Origin of the sequence: Brevundimonas sp. (assembly GCF_019636155.1) — a bacterium.
Lineage (GTDB): Bacteria > Pseudomonadota > Alphaproteobacteria > Caulobacterales > Caulobacteraceae > Brevundimonas.
The window spans coordinates 1-11729 of sequence record NZ_JAHBYB010000023.1; the positions used below are offsets into that span (position 1 = coordinate 1).

11 protein-coding genes are annotated in these 11729 nt (G+C 67.6%); all 11 read left to right on the forward strand.

The annotated features are described in order from the left end of the window. A partial coding sequence (gene nuoL, locus KF910_RS13705) for an NADH-quinone oxidoreductase subunit L (protein WP_292263883.1) occupies positions 1–1639 on the forward strand: 1639 nt, incomplete at its 5' end. 4 nt (positions 1640–1643) lie between these two features. After that, positions 1644–3137, forward strand: a complete 1494-nt coding sequence (locus KF910_RS13710; RefSeq protein WP_292263886.1) for an NADH-quinone oxidoreductase subunit M — start codon at positions 1644–1646, stop codon at positions 3135–3137. Positions 3138–3144: 7 nt separating this feature from the next. Next, a complete protein-coding gene (nuoN, locus tag KF910_RS13715; RefSeq protein ID WP_292263888.1) occupies positions 3145–4587 on the forward strand; it encodes an NADH-quinone oxidoreductase subunit NuoN in 1443 nt (480 codons plus the stop codon). A gap of 143 nt (positions 4588–4730) precedes the next feature. Beyond that, entirely contained in the window at positions 4731–5480 is a 750-nt protein-coding gene (locus tag KF910_RS13720; protein WP_292263891.1) for a biotin--[acetyl-CoA-carboxylase] ligase, read from the forward strand. A gap of 169 nt (positions 5481–5649) precedes the next feature. Then, positions 5650–6429 (forward strand): type III pantothenate kinase, encoded by a 780-nt coding sequence (locus tag KF910_RS13725; RefSeq protein WP_292263907.1) that lies wholly within the window; start codon positions 5650–5652, stop codon positions 6427–6429. Further along, complete coding sequence (locus KF910_RS13730; protein WP_292263894.1) at positions 6426–8099, forward strand: ribonuclease J; 1674 nt, start codon at positions 6426–6428, stop codon at positions 8097–8099. Before KF910_RS13725 ends, KF910_RS13730 begins: the two co-directional genes overlap by 4 nt. Before the next feature lie 106 nt (positions 8100–8205). After that, the gene (locus KF910_RS13735; protein WP_292263898.1) at positions 8206–9807 is read left to right on the forward strand and encodes a M20/M25/M40 family metallo-hydrolase; all 1602 of its coding nucleotides are present in this window, start codon (positions 8206–8208) and stop codon (positions 9805–9807) included. A 94-nt stretch (positions 9808–9901) separates the two neighbouring features. Continuing rightward, a complete protein-coding gene (locus KF910_RS13740) occupies positions 9902–10462 on the forward strand; it encodes a hypothetical protein (protein ID WP_292263901.1) in 561 nt (186 codons plus the stop codon). Positions 10463–10502: 40 nt separating this feature from the next. Further along, complete coding sequence (gene mce / locus KF910_RS13745) at positions 10503–10928, forward strand: methylmalonyl-CoA epimerase (protein ID WP_292263903.1); 426 nt, start codon at positions 10503–10505, stop codon at positions 10926–10928. Then, entirely contained in the window at positions 10928–11194 is a 267-nt protein-coding gene (locus KF910_RS13750; protein ID WP_292263905.1) for a DUF1467 family protein, read from the forward strand. Before mce ends, KF910_RS13750 begins: the two co-directional genes overlap by 1 nt. A gap of 103 nt (positions 11195–11297) precedes the next feature. Further along, on the forward strand, positions 11298–11729 hold a 432-nt coding region (locus KF910_RS13755), incomplete at its 3' end, for an aminoacyl--tRNA ligase-related protein (protein ID WP_323805642.1).

An 11729-nucleotide genomic window follows, 5' to 3' on the forward strand; every position in this document is an offset into this window, starting at 1 on the left:
GGTGGGTCTGGCCTCCTACCTGCTGATCGGATTCTGGTACAAGAAGCCCACGGCCAGCGCCGCCGCCATCAAGGCCTTTGTGGTCAACCGCGTCGGCGACTTCGGCTTCGTGCTGGGCATCATGACCATCTTCTGGATGTTCGGCACCATCAACTTCGCCGAACTGTTCCCGATGATCGCCGAGCGCGCGGGCACGGGCTGGGAATTCCTGGGCCACACCTGGTCGGCGCTGGATCTGGCGGCCTTCCTTCTGTTCATCGGCGCCATGGGCAAGTCGGCCCAGTTCTTCCTGCACACCTGGCTGCCCGACGCCATGGAGGGCCCGACCCCGGTCTCGGCCCTGATCCACGCCGCCACCATGGTGACGGCCGGCGTCTATATGGTCTGCCTGCTCAGCCCCATCTTCGAATACGCCCCGGTGGCGTCTCAGATCGTGGCCCTGACCGGCGCCGTCACGGCCCTGTTCGCCGCCACGGTCGGCCTGGCTCAGAACGACATCAAGCGGGTCATCGCCTATTCGACCTGTTCGCAGCTGGGCTACATGTTCTTCGCCGCCGGCGTGGGCGCCTATGAGGCGGCCATGTTCCACCTGTTCACCCACGCCTTCTTCAAGGCCCTGCTGTTCCTGGGCGCCGGTTCGGTGATCCACGGCATGCATCACGAACAGGACATGCGGAAGATGGGCGGACTGTGGAAGCTGCTTCCGGTCACCTATGGTGTCATGACCATCGGCACCATCGCCATCACCGGCCTGGGCATCCCCGGGATCGGCGGCCTGGCCGGCTTCTATTCCAAGGATTCGATCATCGAGAGCGCCTATGCGGCGGCCGCCAGCGGCCATTCGGCCATGGGCCTGTTCGCCTTCTTCATCGGCATCCTGGCGGCGGGTCTGACGGCCTATTATTCGTGGCGCCTGGTCTTCATGACCTTCCACAACAAGCCGGCCTGGAAGGAAGAGGGCGACGCCCACCACGCCGACGATCACGCCTCGCACGCCCAGCTGGAAACCCATTCCGAGCCGGTCGCCGACGCCGACGATCACGCCCACGACGACCATCATCACGGTCCCCTGCATCCGCACGAGAGCCCGTGGGTCATGCTGGTTCCGCTGCTGGTCCTGTCGGTTGGGGCCATCGCGGCGGGCTTTGTCTTCGCCCCCTATTTCATCGGCCACCACGAGGGCGAGTTCTGGGGCGGCGCCATCTTCAACGGGCCGCACAACCACGTCCTGCACGACAGCCATTCGGTCCCGACCTGGGTGAAATGGTCGCCGCTGGTTCTGACCCTGGTCGGCACGGCGGTCGCCTATTGGCTCTATGTCATGAAGGAGGGCATGGCCCGCCGCATGGCCGAGCGGGGCGGAGTGATCCACGCCTTCCTCTACAACAAATGGTATTTCGACGAGCTGTACGACGCCGTCTTCGTGAAGGGCGCCAAGGCTGTCGGCGATCTGTTCTGGAAGGTCGGGGACGTGAAGATCATCGACGGGGGCGGGCCGAACGGCATGGCCTTCCTGTCGCGCGTCTTCGCCGGCCGCCTGTCCAAGGTCCAGTCGGGCTATGTCTATCACTATGCGTTCGTGATGTTGCTGGGCGTCGCCGGCTTCCTCGCCTTCGCCATCTACGCCTGGGGCGCCTGAGCCGATGCCGGTGATTCCGAACATCCTGAGCCTGGTCACCTTCCTGCCGCTGGTCGGCGCGGGGGCGATCCTGGTCGCGCATCTGCTGAGCAGGCGGGGCGAGGCGGCGGCGCCGGCCGCGCGCTGGATCGCCCTGGTCACGACCCTGGCGACCTTGGCCGTTTCGGTCGTCCTGGTCGCCGGCTTCGACGCCTCGAACCCGGCCTATCAGTTCGTCGAACGCTATCAGTGGTTCGCCGGCGCCCAGTATCACCTGGGCGTGGACGGGATCTCGATCCTGTTCGTGCTGCTGACCGCCTTCCTGATGCCCCTGTGCATCCTGGCCAGCTGGAAGACCGTCCAGAACCGGGTGGTCGAATACATGATCGCCTTCCTGGTGCTGGAGACCCTGGTCATCGGCGTCTTCACGGCGCTGGACCTGTTCCTGTTCTACATCTTCTTCGAAGGCGGCCTGGTGCCGATGTTCCTGATCATCGGGGTCTGGGGCGGACAGAACCGAATCTACGCGGCCTATAAATTCTTCCTCTACACCCTGCTGGGGTCGGTGCTGATGCTGCTGGCCATGCTGTGGATGGCCCACGAGACCGGCACCACCAGCATCCCGGTGCTGAAGCAATACGCCTTCGATCCGGCGGTTCAGCCCCTGCTGTGGCTGGCCTTCTTCGCCTCCTTCGCGGTCAAGATGCCGATGTGGCCGGTGCATACCTGGCTGCCCGACGCCCACGTCCAGGCGCCGACGGCGGGGTCGGTGATCCTGGCCGGCATTCTGCTGAAGCTGGGCGGCTACGGCTTCATCCTGTTCAACCTGCCGATGTTCCCCGACGCCTCGCGGATGTTCCAGCCGCTGGTCTTCGCCCTGTCGGTGATCGCGGTGGTCTATACCTCGCTGGTCGCCTTCCGGCAGACCGACATGAAGAAGCTGATCGCCTATTCGTCGGTGGCGCACATGGGTTTCGTCACCATGGGCCTCTTCGCCGGCAATGACACTGGCGTGCAGGGGGCGGTGTTCCAGATGATCAGCCACGGCCTGATCTCGGGCGCCCTGTTCCTGTGCGTGGGCGTCATCTACGACCGGATGCACACGCGCGAGATCGCCTTCTACGGCGGCCTGACCAGCCGGATGCCGTGGTTCGCGGCCATCTTCCTGATGTTCACCATGGCCAATGTCGGCCTGCCCGGCACCAGTGGCTTCGTCGGCGAGGTCCTGACCATGACCGGCGCCTATCAGGCCTCGACCTGGACCGCCTTCGTCGCGGCCTCGGGGGTGATCTTCTCGGCCGTCTACGCCCTGACCCTGTATCGCAACGTCATGTTCGGCGAGATCGTCAATCCCAAGCTGAAGACCATCGCCGACATCGACCGCCGCGAACTGATCCTGTTCGCGCCCCTGATCCTCGGCACCCTGTGGCTGGGCGTCCAGCCGGGCGCCGTCCTCGACATCACCGGGCCTTCCGTCGAGGCCCTGACCAGCGCCTATCGCGCCGCGATCGGCGGGTGAGACCATGATGCCTGACCTGAACCTCGCCCTTCATCTCGCGGCCTCGGAACTGACCCTGGTCATTGGCGGGCTGGTCCTGCTGATGGTCGGCGCCTTCGGCGGCGAACGGTCGACGCGGCTTGTGTCGATCCTGTCCGTCCTGCTGCTGCTGGCCGCTACCGGACTGGCGGTCACCGGCCCCCTGGGCGCGGCCTTCAACGGGGCCTTCGTGGCCGATCCCCTGGCGGTGTTCGCCAAGGCGCTGATCTATCTGTCGGCGGCGGTCTGCGTGATCCTGGGCGATGGCTGGATGGCGCGCCAAAGGATCGCCCGGTTCGAATATCCGATCCTGATCGTCCTGGCCTCGGTCGGCATGGCCATGATGGTCTCGTCCGGCGACCTGATCTCCCTCTATGTCGGGGTCGAGCTGCACTCGCTGGCGCTCTATGTCCTGGCCGCCTTCCACCGCGACAATCTGAAGGCGTCCGAGGCGGGGCTGAAATATTTCGTCCTGGGCGCCCTGTCGTCCGGCCTCCTGCTTTACGGCGCCAGCCTGATCTACGGTTTCGCCGGCTCGATGAACTATGAGGCCATCGCCGCCTATGCGGCCCAGAACCCGGGCGTCGGCCTGGTGTTCGGCCTGGTCTTCCTGATCTGCGGCCTGGCGTTCAAGGTTTCGGCCGCGCCGTTCCACATGTGGACGCCCGACGTCTATGAGGGCGCCCCGACGCCGGTGGTGGCCCTGTTCTCGACCGCGCCCAAGGTGGCGGCCATGGTCCTGACCGCGCGCGTCTTGGGCGACGGCTTCGCCCAGTCGCATGGCCAGTGGGCCCAGGTGCTGATCCTGATCTCCCTGATCAGCTTCGCGGTCGGCGCCTTCGGCGGCCTGGCCCAGAAGAACATCCAGCGCCTGCTGGCCTATTCGTCGATCGCCAACATCGGCTACGCCCTTCTGGGCATCGCCGCGGGGACCGAGACGGGCATCCAGGCCATGCTGGTCTTCATGACCCTGTATGTGGTCGATCAACTGGGCTTCTTCGCCGTGCTGCTGGCCCTGTCGCGCCAGGGGCGGCCGATCCGCACCATCGGCGACCTGGCGGGTCTCAGCCGCCAGAAGCCGCTGATGGCCACGGCCCTGACCATCCTGTCCCTGTCGGTCCTGGGCATGCCGCCCTTCTCGGGCTTCTGGGGCAAATTCTACGTCTTCGGGGCGGCCGCCGACGCCGGCTACTGGATGGCTGGCGCGGCCGGCCTGGTCGCCTCGGTCGTGGCCGCCTTCTATTATCTGCGGATGATCAAGCTGATGTGGTTCGACGCCCCGGTCTCGGAGGTGAAGCCGGACGCCTCGCCCATCGAGGCCTCGACGGTGGCGGTGGCCTCGGCCGTCTTCGCCTTCCCGGTGGTGATCGCGGCTCTGATCTGGATCGAGCCGGCCGCCCGCCACGCCGCCGCGGGCTTCGGGGCCGGCTGACGATGCCGGGCCTCCGATCCTCCCCCTTCGGGGGAGGGGGACCGCGAAGCGGTGGAGGGGGCCAACCGCATCCGTCGTCGCTCGCCATCAGCCCCCTCCACCATGCTGCGCATGGTCCCCCTCCCCCGAGGGGGGAGGATTAGATGCACCCCGGGACCATCATTCGGTTCGACCAGATCGATTCCACCAACGCCGAGGCGCGCCGCCGAGCGGAGGCGGGTCAGACCGGACCGGTCTGGCTGAACGCCCGCCGTCAGAGCGCCGGGCGCGGCCGGCGGGGCAGGGCGTGGGAAGGCGAGGCGGGCAATCTGTTCGCCACCCTTCTGACCACCACGCGCAAGGCCCCCGCCGAGGCAGCCCAGGCCACCTTCATCGCCGCCCTGGCCGTGGCCGACCTGCTGGACGCCTTTGCGAGACCGGGCGCCGTGACGATCAAATGGCCCAATGACGTGATGCTGGGCGGGGCCAAGGCGGCGGGCATACTGGTGGAATCCGGCGCCCACGCCGTAGGTGGGCTGTGGCTGGCGGTCGGCATCGGCGTCAACCTGGCCCACGCGCCGGAAGGGACCGAACGGCCCGCGGCCGCCCTGGCGTCGCACCTGCGGCCCGACATCGCCTATCCCCCGTCGCCCGAGGCGGCGATGGAGGTCCTGGCCCAGGCCTGGGCCGAATGGGCCGGGCGGTGGGAGGAGATCGGCTTTCAACCCGTGCTGGACGCCTGGGTCCGGCGTAACGCCACCCTGCACGGTCCCTGCGTCGCCCGCCTGGGCCATGAGACGGTCGAGGGTGTGGCCGAAGGGGTCGAGGGCGACGGTTCGCTGCGCCTCAGGCTGGCGGACGGGACGCTTCGCCTGATATCGGCGGGGGACGTGTTTTTTGGTGATGGCGTTTGATATCGAGCCCCCACACTCCGTCACCCTCGGGCTTGTCCCGAGGGCCCATGGCGGCCGCAAGGGAGGTGTGCGTCAGCATGGCGCGATGTCTGTCCGGCTCTGTTCGAGGGCGCGGAACGATAGGCCCTCGGGACAAGCCCGAGGGTGACGAGTTTAAGATTGAGGCAAGCTGATGCTGCTGGCCATCGAGCAAGGCAATACCAACACCCTGTTCGCCGTCCATGACGGAACGGATTGGATCGCCCAGTGGCGCGCCGCGACCGAGGCCTCGCGCACGGCCGACGAATACGCGGTCTGGCTGAGCCAGCTTCTGGACATGCGGGGACTGTCGATCGGCGCGCTGGACGCCTGCATCGTCTCCAGCGTGGTGCCGCAGTCGATCTTCAACCTGCGGAACCTGGCCAGGCGCTATCTGAACGTCGAGCCTCTGGTCGTCGGCGACAATGTGCGACTGGGGCCGGCCCCCCGCATCGACAAGCCGTCCGAGGCCGGGGCCGACCGTCTGGTCAACGCCATGGGCGCCCACCTGGCCTATCCCGGCGACCTGATCGTGATCGACAGCGGCACCGCGACGACCTTCGACGTGGTGGCGGCCGACGGGGCGTTCGAAGGCGGGATCATCGCGCCGGGCATCAACCTCAGCCTCCAGGCCCTGCACGAGGCGGCGGCCATGCTGCCGCGCATCGCCATCCAGAAGCCCGCCCGCGTCATCGGCAAGGACACGGTGTCGAACATGCAGTCGGGCGTCTTCTGGGGCTACATCGCCCTGATCGAAGGGCTGGTGGCGCGCATCAAGGCCGAGTGGGGCGGCCCCATGACGGTGATCGGCACCGGCGGCGTCGCCTCCCTGTTCGAGGGCGCGACCGACAGCATCGACCATTTCGACCCCGACCTGACCCTGCGCGGACTTCTCGAAATCCACCGTCGCAACACCCATATGGGCGCATGAGCAAAACCCAAGACAACGAACTCGTCTTCCTGCCGCTGGGCGGATCGAACGAGATCGGCATGAATCTGAACGCCTATGGCTATGGCCCCGCCGAGGACCGGCGCTGGATCGTGGTCGATGTGGGCGTGACCTTCGGCGACAACACCACGCCCGGCGTGGACGTGATCGTGCCCGACCCGACCTATCTGGAAGGCGAGGAGATCATCGGCATCGTCCTGACCCACGCGCACGAGGATCACATCGGCGCCCTGGGCTGGTTGTGGCCGCGCATCAAGGCGCCGCTGTATGCCACGCCCTTCACCGCCTTCCTGATCCGCGAAAAGCTGCGTGACGCGGGCCTGCTGGATCAGGTGACGATCCACGAGGTGCCCCTGGGCGGGACCATCGACCTGGGACCGTTCCAGGTCGAGATGGTGACCATCACCCATTCGATCGCCGAGCCGAACGGCCTGGCCATCAAGACGCCGCTGGGAACCGTGCTGCACACCGGCGACTGGAAGATCGACAACGATCCCATCGTCGGCGAACGCACCGACGTCGACACCATCCGCCGCCTGGGCGACGAGGGCGTCCTGGCCATGGTCTGCGATTCCACCAATGTCTTTCAGGAAGGCGTGGCGGGGTCGGAAGGCGAGGTGAAGGAGGCCCTGGCCGAACTGATCGGCGGGCTGAAGGGCAGGGTGGCCGTCGGCTGTTTCGCCTCCAACGTCGCGCGGATGGACAGCGTCATCCGCGCCGCCGAGGCCGCCGGGCGCCGTGTCGTCCTGGCCGGCCGGTCGATGCACCGGATCACGGCGGCGGCCAAGTCGGTCGGCATGCTGTCGGACCTGCAGCCCTTCCTGTCCGAGGAGGAGGCGCGCATCTGGCCCGCCGACCAGATCCTGTATCTGTGCACCGGCAGCCAGGGCGAGCCGCGCGCCGCCCTGTCGCGCGTGGCCCAGGGTGACCATCCCTTCGTCAGGCTGGGGCCGGGCGACCACTGCATCTTCTCGTCGCGGGTGATCCCCGGCAACGAACTGGCCATCGGCCGGCTGCAGGACACCCTGTCGGATCGTGGGGTGCGCATCTACACCGACAAGGACCACCCCGGCATCCACGTCTCGGGCCATCCGTGCCGCGACGAACTGCGCCAGATGTATCAGTGGGCGCGGCCCCGCATCGCCGTGCCTACCCACGGCATGCGCCGCCACATCGCCGAACACGCCGCCCTTGCTCGGGAAATGCAGGTTCCCGAAACCGTCACCCCGCGCAACGGCGACATGGTGCGCCTGGCGCCCGGCCCGGCGGCCATCGTCGACGAAGTCCCGTCCGGCCGCCTGTTCGTCGATGGCGGCATGCTGGTGGAAGAGGCGGGCGAGGCCCTGAAGGAGCGTCGCCACGCGGCCTCGAACGGCGTGCTGATCGTCACCTTCGCCCTGGACCGGCGCGGCAAGATCGTGTCCGACATCGACGTGCGCGGCATCGGCCTGCCGGGGGATGAGGACACGCCCCTGGGCGATGTGCTGGACGACCTGGCCGAGCGCGCCGAACAGGCGGTGCTGAAGCTGAAGGGCGAGGCGCTGGAAGACGAGACGGTCATCGAACAGGCCGTGGCCCGGGCCCTGAAGAAGGCCAGCCAGGGCGTCTGGTCGCGCCGCCCCATCGTCGAGACGGTGGTGCTCAGGCTCTGATCCGGCGCGCCCGGACGGCATTTCGTCGCCCCGGCGCCGCCAGGGTTTGCACCGGCGCGCGCGATCGCGTCATATCCCCCGGTTCAAGATTCTCGGGGGAGTTCCCATGCGCCGTCTCGCCGCCCTTGTCTCCGTCGCCGCCATCGCCGTCGCCCTGCCGGCGGGGGCCCAGTCGCCCGACCTGCGGGCGGTCAACGGCATCATCGACCAGGGCTTCAACCACTCCGAGGTGATGTCGACGGCGGCCTATCTGACCGACCGGATCGGCGGGCGGATGACCAATTCGCCCCAGATGCGCCAGGCCGAGGCCTGGACCCAGACCCGCTTCCGCGACTGGGGCTTCACCCGCGTCTGGACCGAGGGTTTCGAGTTCGGGCGCGGCTGGACCGCCATCCGCTCCAGCGCCCATATGAGCGCGCCGCGTCCGCTGGACCTGCGCGTGATCCCCATCGCCTGGACCCCGGGCACCGACGGCCGCGTCGTCTCCGGCGACATCGTGGTGGCGCCGATGACCAGCGCCGGCGACTTCGCCAAATGGCGCGGCAAGCTGAACGGCAAGATCGTTCTGGTCACCAGGCCGAACGATGCGTCCGAGCCGACCGAGGCCTTCTTCCGCCGCTGGACCGACGAGGAGCTGGCCGGCCGCACCGACTTCGTCCAGCCGGCCCATTCCCACGCGGCGGTCGAGCGCGGGCTTGGCGCGCCCGACTTCGCCATGCAGATGGACGCCTTCCTGAAGGAGGAGGGGGCTCTGGCCTTCGTCAAGATGTCCTATCGCGACGGCGCCCTGCTGCACGGTTCGGGCTACACCTATCGCGTCGGCGCCACGCCCGAGGTCGCCGGGTTCGAGATGGCGGCCGAGGACTATCGCCGCCTGGCCCGCCTGGCCCTGACCGACGCCCCGCCGCGTCTGGACCTGATGAGCGAGGTCCGGTTCAACGACGAGGACGTCAACGCCTACAACGTCTTCGCCGAGATTCCCGGCACGGCGCGCGGCAATGAATACGTTATGGCCGGCGCCCACCTGGACAGCTGGGCCGCCGCCGACGGCGCGGTCGACAACGCGGCCGGCTCGGCCGTGGTCATGGAGGCCGCGCGCATTCTCAAGGCCCTGAACGTCCGGCCCAAGCGCGCCATCCGCTTCGCCCTCTGGAACGGCGAGGAGCAGGGGCTGCACGGTTCCCTGGCCTATGTCGACCAGCATCTGGCGACCCGCGCCGCCCTGACCGACCCGGCCCATGCCGACCTGCCGAACGGCCGCAGCTGGCGCGCCCGCTGGCCGATCCAGCCGCGCAGCGGCTTCAATGATCTGGTCGCCTATTTCAACATCGACAACGGCTCGGGCAAGATTCGGGGCATCAACGCCGAGGGCAATATCGCCGCCGCCGCCGTGTTCGAGGACTGGCTGCGCCCGTTCGAGAGCCTGGGCGCCGGGACCGTGTCGCTGCGCAACTCGGGCGGCACCGACCACGTCTATATGCAGACCGTCGGCATCCCGGGCTATCAGTTCATCCAGGACCCGCTGGACTACAGCTCGCGCCTGCACCACACCTCGATCGACACCTACGACCACATGCGCGCCGCCGACATGCGCCAGGCGGCGGTGGTCCTGGCGGGCATCCTGCTGGCGGCCGCCAACTCGGACGAGCCCCTGCCGCGCATGCCCATGCCGACCCGGCCGAACGACAGCGACCCGTTCGCCTATTGATCGGGCGTCGATGATCAGGTGAAGGCTGGCCGCCCCTTCCGCCGCACCGCGTCCGCGGCGCGTGGGGCGGCCGTCTTGGCGCTAGGAGCTCGGTGTGACGGGATTCGAATTCCTCTTCTCGCTCTATGGGCTGTTGCTTGGCCTGGCCATCGCCAATGCGACGGGCGCGATCATGGAATTCTGGCGCGCGCCCAGGGCGCTGAGGGGCGGGGTCATGACGCCCCTCCTGGCCTCGTTCGTCCTTCTGGCCGCCGCCGAGCAATGGCTGTCCATGTGGGGTGCGCGCGACCTGATGACCATCAGTCCGGCGATGGTTCTGGTGTCTCTGGGCATGGCCTTGCCCTACATCTTCATCAGTCTCGCCCTGTCGCCGCCGGCTACGACGCAGGTGTCGTTCTCCGACTATTATTTCGGCCACCGGCGAACCCTGATGGCGGTTCTCTGTGTGCCGGCCCTGGTCAGTCTGGGCGCAAATCTGGTGATCCAGGGGCTGCCGACCCTGTCGCAGATTCCGGACGTCCTTCTGTGGTTCTGCATTCAGTTCCTGCCGCGCCTGCTGATCCCCGCCATCCTCGCGGTCAGCCGGTCGGCCCGGGTGCATGTCGCTGGCCTGGTCCTGCTCAACGCCTATGCGATCTTCTCGATGTGGGTCTGACCGGCTTCCCTCGGGGCGCGGGGGGCTCTAAGCCTTGGCCATGATCGGTCGTCTGAACCACGTCGGGGTCGCCACCCCCTCCATCGAGGCCAGCGTCGCCCTGTATCGCGACCTGCTGGGCGCGACCCGGGCGCATGCGCCGTTCGACCTGCCGGCCCAGGGGGTGCGGGTCTGTTTCATCGACCTGCCGAACGCCCAGATCGAACTGATCGAACCCCTGGGTGAAGACAGCCCCATCCACGGCTTCCTGGCCAAGAACCCCAAGGGCGGCCAGCATCACGTCTGTTTCGAGGTCGAGGACATCCTGGCCGCCCGCGACGCCCTGCGCGCCAAAGGGGCGACCATCCTGGGCACGGGCGAGCCGCGCATCGGCGCCCATGGCACGCCCATCGTCTTCGTCCATCCCAAGGACATGGGCGGGGTCCTGGTCGAACTGATGGAAACGCCGAAAGAGGGAGCGCACTGATGCCGATCGGCCCCCTGACCATGCTGGCCATCTATCTGGTGTGCTGGTGGATCGTCTTGTTCGCCATCCTGCCGCTGGGCATGAACCAGCAGGCCCAGGAAAGGCCCGAGGACGGCGGCCAGTGGGGCGCGCCCCGCGAGCCCAAGCTGAAGAAGAAATTCATCACCACCACCTGGGTCTCGGCCATCGTCTGGGCGGTCATCATGCTGGTGGTTCTGACCGGGGCGATCCCCCTGCCGACCATGATCGGCAACGCGGCGGGCTGAACGAACGCAGTCTTCTCCGTCGGGGAGGATCAGATGCCGCCTAGCTTTCGCCGCGTCCGTGCGGCTAAACAGGCGTTCCTCGCCTGACACGGATTCCCACGCCATGCGCCTGTCGCGGTACTTCCTGCCCATACTGAAAGAGGCGCCCTCGGACGCCCAGATCGTTTCGCACCAGCTGATGCTGCGCGCCGGCCTGATCCGTCAGGAGGCGGCCGGCATCTACGCCTGGCTGCCGCTGGGCCTGCGGGTGCTGCGCAAGATCGAGCAGATCGTGCGCGAGGAGCAGGTGCGGGCGGGCGCGGTCGAACTGCTGATGCCGACCCTGCAGCTGGCCGACCTGTGGCGCGAGAGCGGCCGCTACGACGCCTACGGCCCCGAAATGCTGCGCATCACCGACCGGCATGAACGCGAGCTTCTGTATGGCCCCACCAATGAGGAGATGATCACCGACATCTTCCGGGCCTATGTGAAGAGCTACAAGGCCCTGCCGCTGAACCTGTTTCACATCCAGTGGAAGTTCCGCGACGAGCGGCGT

Coding starts and splice junctions, on each gene's coding strand:
- KF910_RS13710 (WP_292263886.1), top strand. CDS start 1,644: ATGCCGGTGATTCCGAACATCCTGAGCCTGGTCACCTTCCTGCCGCTG.
- nuoN (WP_292263888.1), top strand. CDS start 3,145: ATGCCTGACCTGAACCTCGCCCTTCATCTCGCGGCCTCGGAACTGACC.
- KF910_RS13720 (WP_292263891.1), top strand. CDS start 4,731: ATGCACCCCGGGACCATCATTCGGTTCGACCAGATCGATTCCACCAAC.
- KF910_RS13730 (WP_292263894.1), top strand. CDS start 6,426: ATGAGCAAAACCCAAGACAACGAACTCGTCTTCCTGCCGCTGGGCGGA.
- KF910_RS13735 (WP_292263898.1), top strand. CDS start 8,206: ATGCGCCGTCTCGCCGCCCTTGTCTCCGTCGCCGCCATCGCCGTCGCC.
- mce (WP_292263903.1), top strand. CDS start 10,503: ATGATCGGTCGTCTGAACCACGTCGGGGTCGCCACCCCCTCCATCGAG.
- KF910_RS13750 (WP_292263905.1), top strand. CDS start 10,928: ATGCCGATCGGCCCCCTGACCATGCTGGCCATCTATCTGGTGTGCTGG.